This window comes from Pseudonocardia sp. Cha107L01 (assembly GCF_052566575.1).
Genome location: NZ_CP199579.1, coordinates 5822817 through 5843957 on the forward strand (window position 1 = coordinate 5822817; position 21141 = coordinate 5843957).

General features: G+C 71.9%; 22 protein-coding genes. 13 read left to right on the forward strand and 9 right to left on the reverse strand.

Annotated elements, in window-relative coordinates; genetic code table 11:
- The first annotated feature begins 20 nt into the window (after nucleotides 1-20).
- Nucleotides 21-713, forward strand: coding sequence for a DUF4232 domain-containing protein (locus tag ACTXG6_RS27245; RefSeq protein WP_445182233.1), 693 nt, complete (start codon nucleotides 21-23; stop codon nucleotides 711-713).
- A 19-nt stretch (nucleotides 714-732) separates the two neighbouring features.
- On the opposite strand, the gene ACTXG6_RS27250 is transcribed toward ACTXG6_RS27245, so the two are convergent.
- From ACTXG6_RS27250 to ACTXG6_RS27260, 3 genes are all read right to left on the reverse strand, one after another.
- Nucleotides 733-1191 carry a nuclear transport factor 2 family protein gene (locus ACTXG6_RS27250; RefSeq protein ID WP_445182234.1) on the reverse strand — a complete coding sequence of 153 codons (459 nt, stop codon included), beginning with the start codon at nucleotides 1189-1191 and terminating at the stop codon, nucleotides 733-735.
- A gap of 114 nt (nucleotides 1192-1305) precedes the next feature.
- Entirely contained in the window at nucleotides 1306-1602 is a 297-nt protein-coding gene (locus ACTXG6_RS27255; RefSeq protein WP_445182235.1) for a hypothetical protein, read from the reverse strand.
- Nucleotides 1603-1761: 159 nt separating this feature from the next.
- Nucleotides 1762-2592 (reverse strand): DUF2804 family protein, encoded by an 831-nt coding sequence (locus tag ACTXG6_RS27260; RefSeq protein ID WP_445182236.1) that lies wholly within the window; start codon nucleotides 2590-2592, stop codon nucleotides 1762-1764.
- A gap of 897 nt (nucleotides 2593-3489) precedes the next feature.
- Here ACTXG6_RS27260 and ACTXG6_RS27265 point away from each other — a divergent pair.
- Together ACTXG6_RS27265 and ACTXG6_RS27270 are read left to right on the forward strand one after the other, a co-directional pair.
- Nucleotides 3490-3900, forward strand: a complete 411-nt coding sequence (locus ACTXG6_RS27265; protein WP_445190119.1) for a ClpP family protease — start codon at nucleotides 3490-3492, stop codon at nucleotides 3898-3900.
- A 392-nt stretch (nucleotides 3901-4292) separates the two neighbouring features.
- A complete protein-coding gene (locus ACTXG6_RS27270) occupies nucleotides 4293-4466 on the forward strand; it encodes an ATP-dependent Clp protease proteolytic subunit (RefSeq protein ID WP_445182237.1) in 174 nt (57 codons plus the stop codon).
- Between the two features lie 209 nt (nucleotides 4467-4675).
- Here ACTXG6_RS27270 and bfr read toward each other — a convergent pair whose 3' ends face one another.
- Both bfr and ACTXG6_RS27280 read right to left on the reverse strand, forming a co-directional pair.
- Entirely contained in the window at nucleotides 4676-5161 is a 486-nt protein-coding gene (gene bfr / locus ACTXG6_RS27275) for a bacterioferritin (RefSeq protein ID WP_445182238.1), read from the reverse strand.
- Nucleotides 5162-5308: 147 nt separating this feature from the next.
- Nucleotides 5309-5500, reverse strand: a complete 192-nt coding sequence (locus ACTXG6_RS27280) for a (2Fe-2S)-binding protein (RefSeq protein ID WP_445182239.1) — start codon at nucleotides 5498-5500, stop codon at nucleotides 5309-5311.
- A 168-nt stretch (nucleotides 5501-5668) separates the two neighbouring features.
- Here ACTXG6_RS27280 and ligD point away from each other — a divergent pair, with 168 nt between their 5' ends.
- The 4 genes from ligD (at nucleotide 5669) to ACTXG6_RS27300 (ending at nucleotide 10863) form a co-directional block, all read left to right on the forward strand.
- The gene (ligD, locus tag ACTXG6_RS27285; RefSeq protein WP_445182240.1) at nucleotides 5669-7642 is read left to right on the forward strand and encodes a non-homologous end-joining DNA ligase; all 1974 of its coding nucleotides are present in this window, start codon (nucleotides 5669-5671) and stop codon (nucleotides 7640-7642) included.
- 325 nt (nucleotides 7643-7967) lie between these two features.
- Nucleotides 7968-8897 carry a glycerophosphodiester phosphodiesterase gene (locus tag ACTXG6_RS27290; RefSeq protein ID WP_445182241.1) on the forward strand — a complete coding sequence of 310 codons (930 nt, stop codon included), beginning with the start codon at nucleotides 7968-7970 and terminating at the stop codon, nucleotides 8895-8897.
- Entirely contained in the window at nucleotides 8894-10252 is a 1359-nt protein-coding gene (locus ACTXG6_RS27295; RefSeq protein ID WP_445182242.1) for an MFS transporter, read from the forward strand. The genes ACTXG6_RS27290 and ACTXG6_RS27295 overlap by 4 nt, the downstream gene beginning before the upstream one ends.
- Before the next feature lie 266 nt (nucleotides 10253-10518).
- Nucleotides 10519-10863, forward strand: coding sequence for an RNA polymerase-binding protein RbpA (locus ACTXG6_RS27300; RefSeq protein ID WP_445182243.1), 345 nt, complete (start codon nucleotides 10519-10521; stop codon nucleotides 10861-10863).
- Between the two features lie 107 nt (nucleotides 10864-10970).
- Here ACTXG6_RS27300 and ACTXG6_RS27305 read toward each other — a convergent pair whose 3' ends face one another.
- The 3 genes from ACTXG6_RS27305 to ACTXG6_RS27315 are packed head-to-tail and all read right to left on the reverse strand — an operon-like array spanning nucleotide 10971 to nucleotide 13623.
- Nucleotides 10971-11747: a polyprenol monophosphomannose synthase gene (locus tag ACTXG6_RS27305; RefSeq protein ID WP_445182244.1), complete on the reverse strand. Its 777-nt coding sequence runs from the start codon at nucleotides 11745-11747 to the stop codon at nucleotides 10971-10973.
- Complete coding sequence (gene lnt, locus ACTXG6_RS27310; protein WP_445182245.1) at nucleotides 11740-13392, reverse strand: apolipoprotein N-acyltransferase; 1653 nt, start codon at nucleotides 13390-13392, stop codon at nucleotides 11740-11742. The genes ACTXG6_RS27305 and lnt overlap by 8 nt, the downstream gene beginning before the upstream one ends.
- Before the next feature lie 42 nt (nucleotides 13393-13434).
- Nucleotides 13435-13623, reverse strand: coding sequence for a PspC domain-containing protein (locus ACTXG6_RS27315; protein WP_445182246.1), 189 nt, complete (start codon nucleotides 13621-13623; stop codon nucleotides 13435-13437).
- Between the two features lie 246 nt (nucleotides 13624-13869).
- On the opposite strand from ACTXG6_RS27315, the gene ACTXG6_RS27320 reads away from it, so the two are divergent.
- The gene (locus ACTXG6_RS27320) at nucleotides 13870-14943 is read left to right on the forward strand and encodes a GDSL-type esterase/lipase family protein (RefSeq protein ID WP_445182247.1); all 1074 of its coding nucleotides are present in this window, start codon (nucleotides 13870-13872) and stop codon (nucleotides 14941-14943) included.
- A 28-nt stretch (nucleotides 14944-14971) separates the two neighbouring features.
- On the opposite strand, the gene ACTXG6_RS27325 is transcribed toward ACTXG6_RS27320, so the two are convergent.
- Nucleotides 14972-16231 (reverse strand): nucleotide-binding protein, encoded by a 1260-nt coding sequence (locus ACTXG6_RS27325; RefSeq protein WP_445182248.1) that lies wholly within the window; start codon nucleotides 16229-16231, stop codon nucleotides 14972-14974.
- A gap of 506 nt (nucleotides 16232-16737) precedes the next feature.
- On the opposite strand from ACTXG6_RS27325, the gene ACTXG6_RS27330 reads away from it, so the two are divergent.
- The 5 genes from ACTXG6_RS27330 (at nucleotide 16738) to ACTXG6_RS27350 (ending at nucleotide 21090) form a co-directional block, all read left to right on the forward strand.
- Nucleotides 16738-17157: a hypothetical protein gene (locus tag ACTXG6_RS27330; RefSeq protein ID WP_445182249.1), complete on the forward strand. Its 420-nt coding sequence runs from the start codon at nucleotides 16738-16740 to the stop codon at nucleotides 17155-17157.
- Entirely contained in the window at nucleotides 17154-18146 is a 993-nt protein-coding gene (locus ACTXG6_RS27335; RefSeq protein ID WP_445182250.1) for an FAD:protein FMN transferase, read from the forward strand. The genes ACTXG6_RS27330 and ACTXG6_RS27335 overlap by 4 nt, the downstream gene beginning before the upstream one ends.
- 3 nt (nucleotides 18147-18149) lie before the next feature.
- A complete protein-coding gene (locus ACTXG6_RS27340) occupies nucleotides 18150-18719 on the forward strand; it encodes a ferric reductase-like transmembrane domain-containing protein (protein WP_445182251.1) in 570 nt (189 codons plus the stop codon).
- Between the two features lie 71 nt (nucleotides 18720-18790).
- Nucleotides 18791-20875, forward strand: a complete 2085-nt coding sequence (locus ACTXG6_RS27345; protein WP_445182252.1) for an NADH-ubiquinone oxidoreductase-F iron-sulfur binding region domain-containing protein — start codon at nucleotides 18791-18793, stop codon at nucleotides 20873-20875.
- Nucleotides 20872-21090 carry a ferredoxin gene (locus tag ACTXG6_RS27350; protein WP_445182253.1) on the forward strand — a complete coding sequence of 73 codons (219 nt, stop codon included), beginning with the start codon at nucleotides 20872-20874 and terminating at the stop codon, nucleotides 21088-21090. Before ACTXG6_RS27345 ends, ACTXG6_RS27350 begins: the two co-directional genes overlap by 4 nt.
- The last annotated feature ends 51 nt before the right edge of the window (nucleotides 21091-21141 follow it).

The window sequence follows — 21141 nt, forward strand, 5'->3', positions numbered from 1 at the left end:
GAGAAGCGAGGGGCAAGCGCATGCAGCGAGACCGTTCGAGCCGGCGGGCCGCCCGCCAGGCCACAGTGCTCACCGCCGGCGCGGTGCTGGCGCTGAGCACCGCACTGATCACGGCCGGTTGCGCCGGGGCACCGACCGTCACCGCCCCGCCCAGCCTGACCGACACCGCCGCACCGTCGTCGACCGCCGAAGCGGCTCCGACCACCACGACCGAACCGTCCGGCTCCGGTGAGCAGGCCGGCGGCGGTGGTGGAGTCGCGCCTGCGCAGCCGGGCGGCCCGGTGCCCTGCCGCGCGGGCACGCTGTCGGTCACCCTCGGGCCCGGTGGGGGAGCTGCCGGCACCATCTACGCGCCGCTGCGGTTCAGCAACAAGGGCAGCCGGCCCTGTGTGATCCAGGGCTTCGCCGGCGTCTCCTACGTGACCGGCGACAACGGCACACAGGTCGGTCCGGCCGCCGAGCGCGAGGGCGTCAAGGGAGCACCGGTGACGCTCGCACCCGGGGCGGTCGCCTCGGCGAGCCTGGCCATGGTGCAGGTGCTCAACTACGACGAGTCGGTCTGCAGGCCCACGCCGACCCGCGGTCTCCGGGTGTACCCGCCGGGCGACACGGCGTCGGTGTTCGTCCCGGTCGCCGGTACCGGTTGCGCCGGATCCCCGCCCGGCCCGCAGCTGCGGATCAGCACCGTCAAGGCGGGCCCCGGCGAGCGCTGACCGGGTGAGTTGACAGGACTCACTGCAGCGGGATCTCCTGACCGTGCTCGCTCTCCGGGCGGGGGCCGAAGATCCGGCGGTCCGCCTCGGTGATGGCGAGGTCGTTGATGCTCGCCTCCCGGCGGCGCATCAGGCCGTTCTCGTCGAACTCCCACAGCTCGTTGCCGTAGCTGCGGAACCACTGGCCGTCCGCGTTGTGGCTCTCGTACTGGAACCGCACCGCGATCCGGTTGTCGTCGTGGCACCACAGGCTCTTGCGCAGCGCGTAGTCCAGCTCCCGCTCCCATTTCTGGGTCAGGAAGGCGACGATCGCGGGCCGGCCCGTGACGAACTGGTCCCGGTTGCGCCAGACCGAGTTCTCGGAGTACGCGAGCGAGACCCGCTGCGGGTCGCGGGAGTTCCAGGCGTCCTCGGCGCCTTGCACCTTCTTCAGTGCGTCTTCGCGCGAGAACGGGGGGAGCGGCGGGCGCTGGTTCACAGTGGATCCTCTCCACGAGCTGGATTCCAGGCGGAGAACGCTCGCTCTCCACTGAGTCAGCAGCCTAGAGAACGTTGGTTCTCCATGCAAGGTGGCGCGGCCCGCGAGCGGGGTTCAGTGCCTCGCGGGCACCACGGGACGGCCGATCTCCGGCACCATCAGCGGCAGCCGGTGCGGGCAGATCTGCCAAAAGCGGGACTCCATCTCGCCGGACCGCCAGACGTCCGCCAACCGGGTCGCCGCATCGGGATCGATCACCCGGCGCGGTCGGGGCCGCAACCCGCAGCGGGCCCGCACCTCGCGGTCCAGCGCGCGCCAGGCCTCCTCGGCGGTGGAGTGCACGCTCACCGTCGCGGGACCGTTCTCATCACCCAGCATCAGGGTGTACACACTCATGACGTCGTACGACAACGGATCTGACCTTCCGCTCATGACGGCGGGCCCGGCGCCGGGGGGAGCACTCGCGCGAACCGTTGACCATTCAACTCCATCGGGACGCCCCGGTTACGGAACGCCACGCGCCGATCGCCGGCTGACACCAACCCGCCGCCCGGCCGCCGTGCCGCGCGCTCACCAGCGGGCGCGGTGCCGTTCCAGTACGCCGAACCCCTCGGCCAGTTCGAGCCCTCCGGGCAGGGTTCCGGCGAACGTGCCGAAGGGTTGGACGTACTCACTGCGGATCAGCCCACCGAGCACCCGATCGTCCCGCCGCCGCACCGACTCAGCCGTGAACCGCAGGTCAGCGCCGTCCGCCGTACCTACCCGGTCGAGCTTCCCAGACATCGTCATCGCGCCCACCGGCACCGCAACGCCGTCCAGCCAGACCGCCCGCTCCGTCGCGGGCTCGACGTCGTGCACCCCGGCCACCAGGTTCCAGGTGACCGCCCGCCCGTCCAGCGTGCTGCCCACCCCCGCGCACCAGCGCCACTCGGTCCGCCGGGCGTGATAGCCGGCGGAGTCGTCCAGCAGACCTCGACAGCTCACCGACCGCTCGACGCCGGCCAGGCGGATCGCGCCGGTCAGCTCGACCGGGCTCTTACGGGTCCAGATGTAGGACCGGCCGTGCGGCGACAGCACGGTGAGCGGCTCGCCGTCCGGCCGCACGCGCAGGTCGATCTCCACGTCGGGGCCGCGCACCGAGGCCACCTCCAGCGGGGTACCGGGCGCGCCGAGTCGGACGCCGCGCCGACCCAGCACGGTCCGCTCGGTGAGCCGGCGACCGGCGCGGTGCCAGACCGCCCAGAACGTCTGCACGCCGGGGCCGACCAGCACCACACCGAGGCACAGGCACACGTCCGGCCCGAATCCACCGAGGTAGCGCCAACGCTTGAGTGGCCGGCCGCCGCGGACCAGCCGCATCCGCTCAGGCGGTACCGGGTGCCCGGTCACCGTTCTGGACACGAGCACCCACTTCCGTTTCACACCACCCTGAACCCGCCGGCCTCGAGCATGCCGCACCCCCCGGTCGCGGTACCGAGCAGACCGGCCGGTGGTGACCGAGCTGCACACCAGGCTGGCGTTCTGACCCGAGACCCGAGACCCGAGACCTGAGGCCGAGCACCGGCCGACGGCGCCGGGCCGACCGCACACAGCGCCGGGCCACCGCACACAGCCCCACGCCGACGGCACATCAACGCCGCGCCGCCGCACACAGATTGGGACGTGTGCGCGGCGGCCCCGACCTGTGTGCGGTGGCCCGAACTCGACCGCGCAGCCTGATCAACAGGGTTCGAAGGCGCCATCTCGGAGTACCGGTACCGCCGCTCTGCTGTCCAGCTCGGCGGCCACCCGAACCGGTCTCGACCAGCTGGAAACTGATCGTGGAGCCGTTGGGCGAGGGGAGTACCAGGCGGTCGAGCGGACCGGGGGCGGCGCGTACGGACCGAGGGGAGAGGCTGACCTGCCCAGGGCCGGCGTTCGAGCGCCGAACGGCCAGGGTTGCCTTACGTGCCGCGGCCAGCGTCGCCGCGGCCTGTCGGTCGTCCACTCGAAAGGGGAAGACCCGGGTATTGCGGTCCGCGGCGACGGTCAACGTGGTGGTGAAGCTCAGCACCTGTTGGCCGTGCTCCCTGGCATGCGAGTACACCGGCGCACGGTACCGAGTGAATTCGCTGGCGGCGAATGTGAAGTAACCACTAGTTACCGGCTCGGACCGAATCCGGTCTACGAACGATTGCTGGAAAGGCGCATCGTCGTGCTGGGCCGGGAAATCGATGACGCCGTTACCAACCGGACGTGTACACAATCGCCAGCTTCGACACCGTGCAATTCATCAGCTGCGACGTGGCGACCCGTGCGGTGGGTACGGCGGCTTCCCTGGGGCAGTTCCTGTTGATCTCGGGAACGCCTGGGAAACGTTCGACATTGCCGCACGCGTCCATGCCACGTGCCGGAATTGCAGCACCGCGTCAGACATCCGCGGCAGACATCGTCATTCAGGCCCGGCGGTTCGAACGGCTCCAGCGATGGATCGCCGCGTTGACCGCGGCGCACCGGATAGACCGTGGAACGGATTCCGCGGGACTCGGAACGCGACAGTTCGGGTCACCGCGCACCAGGCGTTGGCGTACCGCTTCATCGATCGGGTTGTCGACGGGACGAGTCAGTTGGTACCCGGATGAGCCGGGGAGCGTCCCAGTCCTCCTGCCACCTCATCATCGTCCGCCCAGGTGGGCGGCCTGCCGACCAGGATCGGCGGGATCCACCTAGGTTGACATAATGTCGATTATCGGCTCAGGGGATAACGATGGGGTAGCGGGCCCGAGAGGGCCGCAGGCGGCCTCGGACGGCTGTGCCGGTATGGCGGTGACCACGTATGGCGTCGCCGACACCGGCGGCGACGCACTCAGTGCGCCGAGACAACAACACCGGACGGGATCGTCGATAACCACCCGAATCCCATGCGGCGCGTTCCATTGACTACTGAGCCGACTACACCGCCGAGCTCAGCTCCACACCGCCTGCCCGGTGCTACCCAATAGTCGGACAGTCAACGGTCCGACTCCGGAGGTATACTGATCAATACTGATCAACAATCAAAAGTTACGGCACGTACGGGTCGAATCCCTACAGTTTCACAGGCACGCCCACCTGCGATTGCGGTGGACAATGATATCGCCGGGCAGTTATTGTACCCGGAGTCGAACGAGCAGGACCGCCCCGTTTCATTATACCTTAATTCACTCGACGGGCCGCTGTCCGCTATGGCCGCCATATACGACACCATGCAGTACATTCGTCCGCCTATTCACACGCTCCGCCGGGCAACCCGGTAGACGGTCCGCCGTGATCTGACCATTCAGGCGGCGGAAACAGGGCGGTTGCGTCAACTGAAGGCCCACCCTGGCGGGCGGGCTCAGTGACCAGAGACCGGGTGGAACTATTCACACCGGCGCAAATGACCGCCCGTCGTCGGAAAAAGACCGGTCGGCGCGGCCCCATGGGGGAAAGCCGCGCCGACCGGGGTCTCAATGAGCGTTTGTTGTCAGCCGTTTGTCGGCGGACGCTCGACCAGCTGGCTCAGGTACAGCTGCTCCCCCAGCTTTTCGACCAGCTCGAGGTTGGTCTCGAGGTAGTCGATGTGCTCTTCCTCGTCGTGCAGGATCTCTTCGAGCAGATTGGCGGTGGTGATATCGCCCTTTTCGCGGCACATCGCGATACCGGGGCGGAGCCGCTCGACGACCTCGAGCTCCACCGCCAGGTCGCAGGTGAACTGCTCGGGGACGGTCTGGCCGACGCGCAGCGAGAACAGCCGCTGGTAGTTCGGCAGGCCCTCCAGGAAGAGGATCCGGTTGGTGATCTTCTCCGCGTGCTGCATCTCTTCGATGGATTCCGCACGGGTGTGTTCGGCGAGCTTGGTGAAGCCCCAGTTCGCCTGCATCTTGGAATGCAGGAAGTACTGGTTGATAGCAGTGAGCTCACTGGTCAGCTGCTCGTTCAGCAGAGCAATGACCTCGTCATCTCCACGCATGAGTGCGCATCCCCCTCATCAAGTCAAGAATGCGGGGGACGCTACACGTAACTCTGCGTATTAGGACACAGTCACGCCCAGTTAGGTAAGCATGTCAACGACTTAGGGCAGCCGATACGCACGTAAGTCTTACCAGAGTTACCGGGCTCACGCGCTCCGTGGTAATGCGCACATTCTTGCTCCGCCAGTCGCCAACATCTGCTCGATACTCTCACGGCAACCACCGCATCCGGTACAGGCAAATGAGAGCTTGCTTACCTCTTCGACAGTCCGGGCGCCGGCATGGATGCAGTCACGGACCTCGTCCTCGGTGACCGCGACACACATGCAGACAAACATCGCGGCCCGCCCTTCCCGCCCGACGACTTAGTGAGGCAAGCCTAAGGAAACCATGCCCAGCCTGGGCTACGCAAGACGTGGCGCTTGGGCAATTCGACGACCCCCGGGCATGCTGTGGCGCCAGGACAGGCGTTAGGACAGGCGTTAGGACACCGGGGAAGGGGTGCCGTGCCGCTCGACGAGTACCGCCGCAAGCGCGATCGGCAACGGACCCCGGAGCCGGTCCCCGCCGAGGACCCGAAGCCCGCCGGTGACGGCCGCGGCGAGGTGTTCGTGATCCAGCAGCACCATGCCCGGAGCCTGCACTGGGACCTGCGGCTGGAGCGGGACGGCGTGCTGGTCTCGTGGGCGGTGCCCAAGGGGTTGCCCGAGGACCGCGGCACGGTGCGGCTCGCGGTGCGCACCGAGGACCATCCGATGGAGTACGCCGACTTCTCCGGCGACATCCCGACCGGCGAGTACGGGGCCGGCCGGATGACCATCTGGGACCGAGGTCACTACGAGACCGTCAAGTGGACCGACTCCGAGGTACAGGTCGTACTGCACGGTGAACGGGCCAGCGGGCGCTACGTGCTGCTGCGGCGCGGCCGCACACCGAAGGACTGGTTGCTGCGGCGGGGGGATCCGCCGGCCGACCCGGACCGCCAGCCGCTCCCCCGCGAGCTCTCCCCCGTGATCCCCGCCCCGGGCCAGCTGCCTGTGCCGGACGAGGATTGGTGCTACGAGGTGCGGTTCGGCGGGGTGCGGGTGCTCGCCCGGGTCGACGGTGGCCGGGTCGAGCTGCTCGATACCGAGAGCATGCCGCTGCCCGAACGGCACCCGGAGCTCGCCGGGCTCGGCGCCACCCTGGGCAGCACGGCGGTCCTGCTGGACGGCGAGATCGGCGGTACTCCCCCGGGACTGTGGATCAGCGACCTGTTGCACCTGGACGGCCGGGACTGCCTGGCCCTGCCGTACCGGGAACGGCGCGCGCTCGCCGAGTCGCTGCCGCTGACCGGGCCGCACTGGCGGTTGGTGCCGTCGTACCCGGGCGGCGGCGCCGCGGTGCTCGCGGCGGCCACCGAGCAGGGGTTGCCCGCCGTGGTGGCCAAGCGGGCGGACTCCCCCTACCGACCGGGGTCCTCCGACTGGATCGAGATCAGCACCGGCGTCGCGGCTCCCCCGGTCCAGCCGGATCAACCCGAGCGGCGGACGCCGGCGGCACCGGTCCCGCCGCGCAGCGCCGGCAGCGGCCGGACGGTGACGACCGTGGAGGTCGCCGGCCGGCGGGTCCGGTTGGCCAACCCGGACAAGGTCATCTACCCGCTGACCGGCTTCCGGAAGCGGGACGTGCTGGCGCACTACCTGGCGGTCGCGGACGTGATGCTGCCGCACCTGGCCGCCCGCGCGGTCACCCTGCGCCGCTGGCCGGACGGGGTGACGGCGCCGTCGTTCTTCGAGAAGAACGTGTCCCGGCACGTGCCGTCCTGGGTGCGCACCGTCCGACTGCCCACCCCGGGCAGCGCGGCGGGCTCGGAGGCGATCGACTACCCGCTGATCGACGACGCGGCGGGGCTGGCCTGGGTGGCCAACCTCGCGGCGCTCGAGCTGCACGTGCCGCAGTGGAAGGTCGGCCCCAGGGGCGGGCAGCACGACCCGGACCTGCTGGTCTTCGACCTCGACCCGGGCGAGGGCACCAGCATTGTGGAGTGCGCCCGGGTGGCCCAGCGGGTCGCGGCGGTGCTCGCCGAGGACGGACTGCCCGCGTACCCGCGCACCAGCGGCGGCAAGGGCATGCAGCTCTACACCCCGGTTCGGGTCTCCCGCGCGGACCGGACCAGCGAGTACGCCCGGGCGGTCGCCGACCGGCTGGCCGCCGAGGACCCCGCCAGGGTGATCGCGGTGATGGCCAAGCAGCGTCGCCGTGGCCGGGTGTTCATCGACTGGAGCCAGAACAACCCGGCAAAGACCACGGTGGCCAGCTACTCGCTGCGCGGCCGCCAGCGCCCGACCGTCGCCACCCCGCTCACCTGGGACGAGGTGCGGGCCTGCACCCACGCCGAGGAGCTGGTGTTCACCGCCGCCGACCTACCGGACCGGTTGGCCCGCCACGGCGACCTGATGGCACCGCTACTGGGCGAGGGCCACCGACTGCCCTCGTGAGTGGTAAGTGGTCCCCTGGGACCACTTACCACTCACGGCTCCGGAGCTCGGTCGGCGCTGGTCAGGTGGAGCAGACAGGCTTGTTCGGGTTCGACGGTGGGTAACTGGATGCCGACCTGGGTGAGGACAGCGCCGGTCAGCACGACGTCGCCGTCCGAATTGCTGAGGTCGCCGCACACACGTCGGGGCCGCCGCACGCACGTTCCAACCTGTGTGCGGCGGCCTGGTGCTGTGTGCCGTCGGCCTGGGGCCCGCCCGGCGTGCTGCCCACACCAGTGCACCGGTGCCACTCGGTTCGCCGCGCGCTACTCCTAGACTCAGCGCGGTGAGGCCAGATGCGGCCGGTGCGCGGCGCGGGGCGACGCACCCGTACCTGACGGGCCCGTACCCGCGCGCGCTGGTGCACCGGGGCTGGCGGCTCGGCGAGCTCGCCGGCCTGGAGAACTCGATGGCCTCGTTCCGGCGGGCGCTGGCCGAGGGTTTCCGGTACCTGGAGATCGACGTGCACGCCACCTCCGACGGTGAGGTGGTGGTGCTGCACGACGCGAACCTGGACCGCACCACCGACGCCGCCGGCCCGATCGCCGCACAACCGTGGGAGCAGGTCCGCCGGGCCCGCATCGGCGGCCGCGAACCGATACCGAGCCTGCGCCAGGTGATCGACGAGCTGCCCGGGGCGCTGCTCAACATCGACGTCAAGGCCAACCTCGCGACCGCGCCGACGCTGCGGCTGCTGACCGAGACGGACGTCTGGCACCGGGTCTGCCTTGCCTCGTTCTCTCCGGCCCGGATGAGCGCCCTGCGCCGCGTCGGTGGACCACGACTGATCACCTCCTGTTCACCCCGGGACGTGGTGAACCTGCGGCTGCGTAGCTGGCTGGGCCAGGGCCTGCTGGGCTGGGCCGGCCGGCGGCTGTCGGTGCCCGCCACGTTGGCCCAGGTGCCCCGCCGACAGGGCCGGGTCACCGTGGTGGACCCGGCGTTCATCGGCACCGCCCACGAGCTCGGCATGGAGGTGCACGTGTGGACGATCAACGACGCCGCCGAAATGCGGGAGCTGCTGGACATGGGGGTGGACGGGCTGGTCACCGACCGCCCGGACCTGCTGCGCGAGGTGCTCGCCGAACGCGGCCAGTGGCCCGACCACAAGCAGCTGCCCGGGCACGAGGAGCTGCCCGGTCACGAGCAGCCCGACCACGAGCAGCCCGGTCAGCAGCCTGACCATGAGCGGCCCGGTCAGCAGCCTGACCGGTGACCGGCCGCCTGACCCGCCCGCAGCGGGCCTGGTGCGTCTACGACTGGGCCAACTCGGTGTTCAAGGTCTCGGTGCTGACCGTGTTCTTCTCGCTGTACCTGACCGACGTGGCGACCCAGGACGCGCGCGCCGGGGGGCAGCCCTGTCGGAGCGCGCTGCGGGACTGTGCGGTGTCCATGTTCGGGGTGTCGGTGCAGGCCGGCTCGGTGTTCGGATTCCTGCTGGCCGGGTCGACGGTGCTGCAGGTGTTCGTGCTGCCGATCACCGGCGCGATCGCCGACCGGGCGCGGAACAAGCGGGCCCTGCTGGGCTGGTTCGCGATGGCCGGCGCGGCGGCAACCTGCGGCCTTGCGGTGGTCAGTGGGACCTCCTGGCGCCTCGGCGCCGTCCTGTTCGCGCTGGCCAACCTCTGCTACTACGCCTCGGTCGTCGTCTACTACGCGTACCTGCCGGAGATCGCCACACCGGACCAGCGCGACGGCGTGTCCTCGAAGGGCTGGGCGTTCGGCTACCTGGGCGGTGGCCTCTGCCTGGCGATCAACATCGCGCTGATCCAGGCCAGGGCGCTGTTCGGGCTGTCCGAGTCCGGCGCGATCCGGGTCTGCTTCGTGATCTGTGGACTCTGGTGGGCGGCGTTCACCGTGATCCCACTGCGGCTGCTGCCCGAACGGGGCGAGGCGGCGGCGGTCCCCGAGCCCGGTGGCACCCAGCTCGCCGCCGGCTTCCGCCAACTCGCCCGCACGTTGGCCGACGCCCGCCGGTACCCGATCACGCTGGCCTTCCTGGCCGGGTTCCTGGTCTACATCGACGGGGTCAACACGGTGAATGCGACGGCGGGGCTGTACGGCGCCCAGGAGCTCCGGCTGCCGGTCGAGGTGCTGACCGTGACGATCCTGGCGGTGCAGTTCGTCGCGTTCGGCGGCGGCCTGGCGCACGGCTGGCTGGCTGCCCGGATCGGCGCCAAGCGGACCCTGCTGATCAGCTTGGCGCTGTGGACCGTGGTCATCGCGGGCGCCTACTTCGTGCAGGCCGGTCAGCGGCTGCAGTTCTTCGCGGTGGCGTTGGGCATCGGGCTGGTGATCGCCGGCCCGGCCGCGCTGTCCCGCTCGCTGTTCAGCCAGCTGGTACCCAAGGGCCGCGCCGCGGAGTACTTCGCGCTTTACACGCTGGGCGAGCGCGGCACCTCCTCGCTGGGGCCGCTGGTGTTCGCGCTGGTGGCCAATGCGACGGGCTCGTTCCGGCCGGCGATCCTGTCGCTGATCGGCTTCCTGGTGATCGGCTTCGTGATCGTCGCGGCGGTGCCGCTGCGCCGGGGTATCCGCGACGTGGGCAATCCGGAGCCCCGATTGGTGTAACAAGTTGGCCTGGTTGGCCTAATTGCCCCTGGTTGTCGAACTGTGATGTAGCTCACACATGGCGACCCGGTCACAAATAGGATTGCAAACGGCCCTGATGGGGGACACTAAGGGACGGCGCGGAAGGTTGCGGCGGCGGCGAGTGTCATCGACGCCACGTCAACTGACGTGCCGGAGAGGGAACGTACGCGCTAGGGGCGACGTTACACGAGGTACTGCAAGCCCGGGATCCCTCCTCCGGGCCACGATAGTGAGAGGACTACACCATGGCGGACCGTGTGCTGCGAGGCAGCCGGCTCGGGGCTGTCAGCTACGAGACCGACCGCAATCACGACCTCGCGCCGCGCCGGTCGGTCCAGTACGCCTGCCCCAAGGGACACGACTTCGACGTCCCCTTCTCCGACGACGCAGAGCCTCCGATGAACTGGGAATGTCGCCTGCACGGCAGCGTTTCCAAGTTGATCGACGGTGTCGAGCCGGAGTCGAAGAAGGTCAAGCCCCCGCGTACGCACTGGGACATGCTGCTCGAGCGTCGCTCGCTCGCCGAGTTAGACGAACTGCTCGCCGAGCGGCTCGAAGAACTGCGCGGCCGTCGCTCGAAGAGCGCGTGACGCGCGGCTGACGTTCGTAGTCAGCGCACTGAACTGAACCGAGCCGCGGCAGTCGAGAGCGGTAACCGTGTCGGCCTGATCCCCCGGGGGTCAGGCCGACACTGCGTTCAAGCCGAAACCGCGTCTCGGGGCTGGTCTTCCTCGCCCAGCCCCAGCCGGCTGGTCACGCCCCACCGGGTGACCCGCCAGAGCGCCTCGCGGACGATCGAGCCGCTCATCTTCGAGTTGCCCCGCTCCCGCTCGGTGAACGTGATAGGCACCTCGTGGACCCGGAAGCCGGCCCGCACCGCGCGCCAGGCCATGTCGATCTGGAAGCAGTAGCCCTGCGAGTTGACCTCACCGAGGGCCAGCTCGGCGAGCAGGTGGCGGCGGAACACCCGGTAGCCGGCGGTGATGTCCTTGATCTGCACGCCCAGGGCCAACCGGGAGTAAAGGTTGCCGCCGCGGGAGAGCAGCTGCCGGTGCTTCGGCCAGTTCACCACGGTGCCACCGGGTACGTACCGGGAGCCGAGCACCAGGTCCGCTCCGGCCAGCTCCTCGAGCATTCCCGGCAGCGCCTCCGGAGGGTGTGACCCGTCCGCGTCCATCTGCACCACGACCTGGTAGTCCCGGGCCAGCGCCCAGCTGAAGCCGGCGAGGTAGGCGGCGCCGAGACCGTCCTTCGCCTGCCGGTGCAGCACCTGCACCCGGTCGTCCTCGGCGGCCAGCCCGTCGGCCAGCTCGCCGGTGCCGTCCGGGCTGGCGTCGTCGACGATCAGCGCGTGCGCGGTGGGCACGGCCGCGTGCAGCCGGTGCACGATCTGCAGCAGGTTGTCGCGCTCGTTGTAGGTCGGGATGACCACCACTAACGACTTCGTGCCGTCGTGGGCGTGCTGGTCAGCCATCCTCGTCCTCTCGCGTCTCATCAGGGTCGACCGGCGGCCCGGGTGTCACCCCGGCCGCACCACGGCGCCAGGCGATCCCGAAGGCAACCAGGCCCAGGACCGCGAGCAACCACTCCGGCCCCGCACCGAGCCGGGTAGCCAGGGTAGTCGTCGTCCGCAACGGCACCTGCTCGACCAGCGCCGCCGGCGTGAACACCGGCGTCCGGGCAACCTCGGCTCCGTCCGGTGCAATGATCGCACTCACCCCACTCGTGGCTGCGACCACCACCGCCCGATCATGCTCGACCGCGCGCAACCGGGACATCGACAGCTGTTGGTAGGTCATGTCCGACTCGCCGAACGTCGCGTTGTTGGTCGGCACCGCGAGCAGCTGTGCGCCGTTGCGGACGCTGTCGTCGACCAGGTCGTCGAAGGCGACCTCCCAGCAGATGGCCACCCCGACCGGGATGCCGGCCATGGTCACCACACCCGGCCCGTTGCCCGGCACGAAGTTGCCGGCCCGGTCCGCGTACGGGGAGAGCAGCCGGAAGAAGCCGCGCCACGGCAGGTACTCGCCGAACGGCAGCACCCGGCGTTTGTCGTTGCGCTCGGTCGGCCCGACGCCGGGTACCCAGACCAGCGCGGAGTTCGCGGTGTGTACGTCGTCGGGCAGCACCAGCACCGCGCCGACCAGGATCGGCACCCGCATCCGGTCCACCGCGGCGCTGATCTCGGCGTAGGCGTCGGGGTTGCGCAGCGGATCGATGTCGGAGGAGTTCTCCGGCCAGATCACCAGGTCCGGGTGCGGCACCTTGCCGGCGGCGATGTCGTCGGCCAACTGCAGGGTGCGCCGGACGTGGTAGTCGAGCACGGCCCGGCGCTGGGCGTTGAAGTCCAGCCCGAGTCGGGGCACGTTGCCCTGCACGGCGGCGACCGTGATGGTGCGCAACGGTGGCCCGGCGGCGCCGGTCAGCCACGCCGGTACCGCCACCGCGACCAGTACCGGTGCCAGTACGCAGGCCACCGCCGCCCAGCCCGGCCGCCAGCCGCGCGGCGGCCAGTGCGCCGTGCGCGCCAGCGCGGCCAGCCCGAAGCCGGTCAGTACCACGGCGAAGGAGACCAGCGGGGTGCCGCCGAGTGCGGCCAGTCGCAGGAACGGCCCGTCGGCCTGGGAGAACGCCACCTTGCCCCAGGAAAAGCCACCGAACGGGAACCTGGCGGTGAACGCCTCGGTGGCCACCCACAGCGCCGCCATCCAGACCGGGGCGGCCGGCAGCCGCGACGCCACCGCGATGAGCGCGCAGCCGAGACCGACGAACAGCGCCTCCATCACGGCCAGCGCCAACCAGGGCACCGGTCCGACGTAGATCCCGACCCAGGGCAGCAGCGGCGCGAAGTAGGCGAGCCCGAACAGCAGGCCCAGGCCGAGGCCGGCCCGCCAGCGCCGACCCCGCAGCACCGCGCCGAGCAGCGCGAACGCGATCGGCGCCAGCCACCACAGCGTCCTGGGCGCACAGGCCAGGTACATCAGCACGCCGCCGGTCGGCGCCGCCACCAGCCGGGCCACCGGCACCCGCCAGCCCGGCCCGCCGAAGCGGGTGGGCCAGGTCGGTCGGGGCGGTGACGGCGCCTGTGTCGAAGCGGCCGAAGCCGAGGTCGAGGTCACCGGGCCAGCCTAGTGTCCTGACTCGGAGAGCCGCGGCGGCGCTCAGACCGGGCGCTTCGGCATGATCACCCACAGCACCAGGTAGATGACGAACTGCGGGCCGGGCAGCAGGCAGGACAGCACGAACAGCAGCCGGACCACGAACGGGCTCATCCCGAATCGGTCGGCCAGGCCGGCGCACACCCCCGCAATGACCGTTCCGTGCCGAGGACGAGTCAACGTCGAACTCACGACTGCCTCCTTCTTTGTCAGCTTGCGTAGTCAGCGGGCACCGAATCGCCCGCTGAACCAAGAGTGCCCGGCCCCGGCCCATCCTGAACTCGGTGGAGCCCCTGAGTTCGCACTCGGGGTGACCCCGAGATTGCCCCGGTGGTGCAACGCCGACACGAATTAACGGCCCTGGGTGCCGCCGTCCGGGGCGACTGCCTACACGTTCGGTTAATTCACCTCGCGTCGATCACTGGTTACGGTGATCCGGTGCCCCGACGAGCCACCACCAGCACCACCCGCATCGCGGCGGCCGCACTGCTCTTCGGGCTGGTCACGGCGGTGCTGCCGGGGGTGGGTACCGCCTCGGCCGCGCCACCCGCACCGGCGAAACGCACCGCGATCGTGGCACTCGGGGACAGCTCGGCATCCGGTGAGGGCGCCGGCGACTACGACGCGGGCACCCGGGGCGAGAAGGGTGACTGGTGCCACCGGTCGTCGCACGCCTACGTGCGGCACACCGGGCTGGCCAGCACCGCGATCAACCTGGCCTGCTCGGGTGCGACCTCGGCGAACGTCGGCTTCGGCACGGCCACCCACGACACCGAGGGCTCGCAGGCACGGCGGCTGGGCCAGCTCGCCAAGAACTACAAGGTCACCACCGTGGTCGCCCAGCTCGGCGCGAACGACGACCCGTCCTTCGGCAGCTCGATGGTGCGCTGCGTGGCGGCCTTCCTGAACCCGTCACTGCCCGGCTGCGCCAAGTCCCTCGCCACCCAGTGGCCGGCCCGGTTGACCGCAATGGCGCCGAAGGTGCAGAAGGCGCTGACCGATGTCCGCACCGCCATGCGCCAGGCCGGCTACCAGGACAAGGACTACGTGCTGGTGCTCGCGTCCTACGCATCGCCGGTCACCGAGACAATGACCAAGACCCACGGCTTCGTCGGCTGCCCGTACCGCGCCGAGGACGCCCGCTGGGGCCGCACCGTCGCCGTACCGCAGCTGTCCGCCGCGCTGCGCGGGGTGGCCGACAAGGTCGGCGCGCGGTTCCTCGACCTGTCCAGGGCCACCGAGGGCCACGAGGCGTGCACCTCCGCCGGCCCGGAGTGGCAGCGCCGGCTCACCGTCGACCCGAAGGCGTTCGCCACCGGCGGCGCGGCCGCGATCACCCACCTCGCCCAGGAGTCCTTCCACCCGAACGCGGTGGGGCACACCCAGCTGGCGGGCTGCCTCACCGCGTTCGTGCGGGGCACCGCCAAGCACGGCCTGTGCGTGCCCGGCAAGGACGGCAAGCTGCACGTCCAGGCCGGCGATTCCACACCGGCGCGGGCGCTCGCCAGATAACCGCCCTGCCGCGGCCCGCCGAGTCTCCTCAGGCGGAGAACTCGTCGGCGATCAGCGCGCCGAGCTCGAGGAACGCGAGCTGCGTCTCCTCCCGCATGGCGCCGAGGTCGAGCCGCCCGCCGGTGGCCAGGTGTGGGTCGTACGGGATCTCCACCACGGCCCGGGTGCGGGCCAGGAAGTGGTCGCGGACCCGGTCCCGGTCGATCTCCGGGCTCACCCGGTCGAGGCACAGCACGACGACGGCGTCGGCCACCTGCTCGGCGTAGCCGTGCGCGACCAGCCAGTCCAGCGTCTTCGACGCCCGTGAGGAGCCGTCCACCGTGGGCGACCCGACGACCACGAGTGAGTCGGCCAGCGCGAGGGTGCCCTCCATCGCCGAGTGCACCAGCCCGGTGCCGGAGTCGGTGATGATGATGTTGTAGAACTTGGCGAGCACCGCGCAGATCTGCTCGTACTCCGTGCGGTTGAACGCCTCGCTCATCGCCGGGTCCTGCTCGGAGGCCAGCACCTGCAGCCGCCCGGCCAGGCTCGTGTAGTGCGACACCGCGGTCAGCGAGTCGATGTTGGCGATGTTCTCCAGCATCTGCCGGACCGTCACCCCGATCTCCCCGGTCAGCCGGTCGGCCAGCGTGCCGGCATCGGGGTTCGCGTCGACCGCGACGACCCGGTCGCCCCGGTACTCGGCCAACGTCAGCCCCAGCACCGCCGACACCGTGGTCTTGCCGACCCCGCCCTTCAGCGAGCTCACCGCGATCTGGTGCGCGCCGGGCAGGTTCCGGCGGATCCTGCGCAGCAGCACGTTGCGCGCCGCCTCCGCCTCGCTCACGCCCGGGTTGATCCGCCCGCCGGACGCGGAGAACACCGCACCGCGCCAGCCCGTCGCCGGCCGGTCGGCCCTCGATCGGACGATCATGTCGTCGGTGAGGTCCGCCGCGCTGCCGGTGAACCCGTAGCTGGTCGGCGCCGGCCGGTTCGGCGGCGGACCGGGGTGGCCCTGACCGCGGTCCGGAGCCATCGCGTCGGCCGACCACGCGGGCTCGCTGGGCGGCGGTCCCCCAGGCGCTGGTCGGCTCGCCGGGGGTTGCGGGCGCGGGGCGGCAGGGGGTGGGTAGCCGGCGCCGGGTGCCGCGGCGGGGCGGGCCGAAGCGCCCACCGCCAACCGACCGGTCTCGGCGGGATAGTCCAGCTCGCCGTCGTCCAGGCCGCCGCGCAAGCGCCGCCCGGCCGCCCGGTGCGCCGCGCTGCAGTACTTCCGGGCCGGTTTACCCGGCACCTGCTCGATGCTCACTTCGCACCCGGGCAAGGCACACTGGTGCACCGAAATCTCCCCCATGCCCAACTCACTCCCGCGCATCGGCCCCTTCGACACCGCACAATGCGCGGTGCCGACACCCCGACACCCTAATAAAATGCCCGTACCGGCGGTACTCGTGGACACGGTTGAAACGCTCTTGTCGCATTGGGCACCCCGCTCGAACGCGGCACTGCCCACCGCTGACCGGCGGTTCAGCCCGACCTGAGCGAGCTACAGGGCCAACTGGCGTACTGGGCGCCGCGAACGGAGCAATCCCACGTTGCTCGACGCCACCGGGGCACCTGTCACCGATACCGCGTAACCCCGCCTCTCAGGTACGGCGACCTGGCCGGAACGGCTGCCTACATTCGGATCCGCTCCAGCCCGAGCAGCGCGTGCTCCCCCCTGTCCGATCCCCAGCGGACAGCGCGAGCTGATCGGCCCGGTGCGCGACGCGTGTCGTGCGCCGGCTCCCCCCGAAACGAGGAGCTCGAAGTCAGATGGGACAGCATCTCCGCAGCCTGCGCCGCCAGCGCGAGCGCGGGCAGCAGCGGGTCACCGTGGTCACCGCCAGCAGCGCGGCCGGCGCGACCGCACTGGCCGCCGCGTTCGGCGCGGTACTCGCCGCCGGCCACACACCGCCCGCCGCGCCGTCGCACGCCCACGCGCCGGCCGAAACCGCCGCCGTACGGCCGGTGGACAGCGTCGCCGACGTCACCCGGTCCGTCGGCGCCCACCACACGGCGGCGGCCGTCGTGCCGCCCGCCGGGCCCGCCAGGACACCGACGGCCGCGGCGGTACGGATCCCGGCCGCCGCACCGAAGTCGGTGACCGGGCCCGAGCGGCTCCGGGCGCCCGAGCAGGCACCCCGTGCTGTGGCACCGAAGGAGACCGCCCAGGCGCCCTCGGGTGCTTCATGAACGGCGCGCTCACCCTCCCCGGCCGATTCGAGCTGACCGCGTTGGGTACCTCCGCCCTGCTGCTGGTGACCCAGCCGAGACTGCTCGACCGGGCGGCCGAGGTGCTGCGCGGTGAGCTCGCCGAGATCGACCGGGTGTGCAGCCGGTTCCGGACCGACTCCGAGATCACCAAGCTGCACCGGGCCGCCGGCCGCACTGTCATCGTCAGTCCCCTGCTCGCCGAGGCGCTGGACGCCGCGCTGCGGGCCGCCGCGATCACCGGCGGCCTTGTCGACCCCACGGTCGGCGCGGCGGTGCGCGCGTTGGGCTACGACCGGGACTTCGCCCAGGTCCAGGCGCTTGAGTCACGGCGTGGCGCCGACGGGGGCGGTGTCGACGGCCGAGGCAGCGGCGGTTCCGCGCCGGTCGAGGAGCCCCGACCGGCGCCCGGCTGGTGGCGGCTGCACTGGGACCCGGCCGCCCGCGAGCTCCTGCTCCCCCGCGGTGTCTCGCTGGACCTCGGCGCCACCGCCAAGGCGCTCGCCGCCGACCGGGCCGCCCGGCGCGCCGCCGAGGTCACCGGGTGCGGCGTGCTCGTCGGCCTCGGCGGTGACCTCGGGATGGCCGGCACACCGCCCGAGGGCGGCTGGCGGGTCGCGGTGGCCGACGACCACCGCGACGCCCTGGACTCCCCGGCGCAGACCATCTCGGTGGCCTCCGGCGGGCTCGCCACCTCCAGCACGGTGGCACGCGCGTGGCGGCACGGTGGCCGCCGCCGGCACCACATCGTCGACCCGAGGACCGGCGACAACCCGGCGCCGCTGTGGCGAACGGTGAGCGTCGCGGCCGGCAGTTGCATGGACGCGAACATCGCGAGCACCGCGGCGATCGTGCTCGGCGGCGTGGCGCCCGACTGGCTGGCCAGCCGCGGTCTGCCGGCGAGGCTGGTCACCGAGACGGGCCAGGTGGTGCACACCGCCGGCTGGCCGATGACCGAGGAAGGGGTGTGATCGGTGGACCACGCACTCTGGTTCGCCAGTAGGGCCACCGGGTTGGTCGCGCTCGTCCTGCTCACGTTGAGCCTGGTGCTCGGCATCGTGGGCGGCGGGCGGGCCGTGAGCGAACGCTGGCCGCGCTTCACCCTGGCCGCGCTGCACCGCAACATCGCGCTGATCAGCGTGCTTTTCCTGACCGTGCACGTAGCCAGCGCGGTCGTCGACCCGTACGCCGGGATCGGCTGGATCGACACCGTGCTGCCGTTCGTGTCGGTGTACCACCCGTTCTGGCTGGGGCTCGGCGCGGTCGCTCTGGACGTGCTGATCGCGGTACTGGTGACCAGCATGCTGCGGACCCGGATCAGCGTGCGGCTCTGGCGCGCGGTGCACCGGGTCGGCTACGTCTGTTGGCCGGTCGCGCTGGTGCACGGGCTCGGCATCGGTGGCAAGGACGCCGGCCTGACCTGGGTGATCAGCCTCAACGTGAGCTGTGCGCTCGTGGTGGTCGCCGCGGTGGTCGGCCGACTGCGCGGTCGCGGCCACCCGGACAGCGCCGCCCGGCGCGCGGCAACCCTCGGGGGGCGATGACGATGGGCCGCCACTCAGTTCCCAGTCCGGTCCCGGTCGCCGAGCCGGCGTGGGCACCACAGGCAGAGCCGGTGCCGGTGCCAGCAGCGACGGCGACGGCGACGGCGACGGCGGCAGTCCCAGCAGCAGTGCCCGCGGCGCACGCGCGCCACGGCGTGCCGACGGCCCGACCGCCGCTCGGCCCGGAGCACACCCAGCCCATCCCGCTGCGGAGCGCGCCGCCGAGAGCCGTGGCCGGCCCGTCCGTCGCACCGGCGCCGTCCGTCGGTCCCGGCTCGGTGTTGCCGCGCCGCGTTCCGGGCGCCCACCATGTTCCCGGTGTGCCGGCGCCGCGCCAGGTCCATCCGCGCACGGTCGCCGGGTTGGGCAAGGTGCTGGACATGGCCAGCATCCTGGGTCTGGACACTGACCTGGACACCGACGTAGGCGTGGACCTGGACACCGAGCTGGCCCCGGATCCGGGTGCCCACGCCGATCTGGCCGCGAGCCCCGGAGCGAACGGCACCAGCTCACGCGGCGGCTTGGACACCTCCGCCGCGCCCGGCGGGGCCATTCCCATCCCCCGTATCCCGGCGATCCCCGGTCAGCGCCGACCGGTGCTGTCCTCCGGCCCACTGCACGCCGTCCGGCCACCCGCGCCGCCGAGCCGCCAGGGCACACCACCGCCGGGCACCGGGACCACCCCGCCGGTCGTCCCGTGGTCCCCCTCGCCGGACGCCCCGCCGGCCACCCCGTGGTCCACCCTCCAACAGCCCGCCCTCCAGCAGCCCGCCCTCCAGCAGCCCGCCGCGCCGCTCACCCGCCGGGCGGCCCCAACACCCGCACCGGCCAGACCCGCTCCCCGGCGCCCCGCCGCACCCCCGGCCGCCCCGTCGGCGCCGCGGCTGCTCGCCGGCTGGCTGGCCACCGGTCAGCCCGCCGACCTGGAGGAACACCTGCGCCGCTACGGCGAGCTGCCCCGCGCGCGCTTCGCCGGCCGGCACGGCGCGGAGCGGCTGCGTGAGCTCACCGAGGACGCCGGGCTGCGCGGCCGGGGCGGCGCCGGTTTCCCCACCGCCCGCAAGATGGCGGCGGTCGCCGGGGCAGCCACCGGCCGGCGTCGCCCGGTGGTGGTCGCCAACGGCTGCGAGGGCGACCCGACCAGCGCCAAGGACCAGCTGCTGCTGTACGCCGCGCCGCACCTGGTGCTGGACGGCCTGGCGCTCGCCGCGCACGCGGTCGGCGCCGACCAGGCCATCGTCTGCGTGCCCAGGGGCAGCGCGCTGGTCGAACCGCTGGAGGACGCCGTCGCCCGGCGCCTCGAGGACCCCGCCCAGGTACACGTGGTGACCACGCCGCGCCGGTTCGTCGCCAGCGAGGCGTCCGCCCTGGTCAACTTCCTGACCACCGGTGACGCCCGACCGACCAGTTCGCCGCCGCTGCCCGCCGAGCGCGGTGTCCAGGGCCGCCCGACCCTGCTCGACAACGTGGAGACCCTGGCCCACCTCGCGCTGCTGGCCCGCCACGACGCGGACTGGTTCCGTGGCCGGGGCACCGAGGACTCGCCGGGGACCGCCCTGGTCACGATCGGTGGCGCGGTGCACCGGCCCGGGGTGTACGAGGTGGACCTGGGCAGCCCGGCCGGTCAGCTGGCCCGGCTCGCCGGCGGGGTCACCGGTCCGGCGGGCGCCGTGCTGCTCGGTGGCCTCGGCGGCACCTGGCTCCCGCTCGAGGGTGCCGCGAGCGTGCCGCTGGACTACCGGCGACCCGGCTGGACCGGCCCCTCACTCGGGTTGGCGTCCCTGCTGGTGCTGCCGGCCGAGGTGTGTGGCCTGGCGGTGACCTCGGCTGTCGTCGGGTACCTGGCCGGCGAGTCGGCCGGCCAGTGCGGGCCGTGCATGTTCGGCCTGCCGGCCGTGGCCGCCGACCTGCACGCCCTGGCGGAGGGCACCGGCCGTGCCGAGCTGCTGGAGCGGCTGCGCCGGCGCCTCGGCGTCATCCCCGGCCGAGGTGCCTGCGGCCACCCGGACGGCGCGGTCCGGCTGGCCGCCAGTGCGCTCGAGGTGTTCGCCGACGACGTCGCGCAGCACGCCGACGGGCGCCCCTGCGGCCGCCGCGGTGTCGACGCGGTGGCGGTGCTGCGGGAGCTGACCAACGCGGAACGGGGCTGGCGATGAGGCGGCGGTCCCGGGCCCGGTTGCGGGTCGACCCGATCGGCTGCCGGGCGCACGGGCTGTGCCAGGAGCTGCTCCCCGAGCTTGTCGACCTGGACGAGTGGGGCTATCCGCTGCTCGCCGACCGGGCGGTCCCCGCCGAGCTGGTGGCGCACGCCCGCCGCGCCGCCGCCGCCTGCCCGACGCTCGCCCTGCGGCTCGTCCGACAGGACGAGTAGGCCCGCCGGACGGACTAGCCGAACAGGGCCGACCGGGCGGTCCACCAGCGG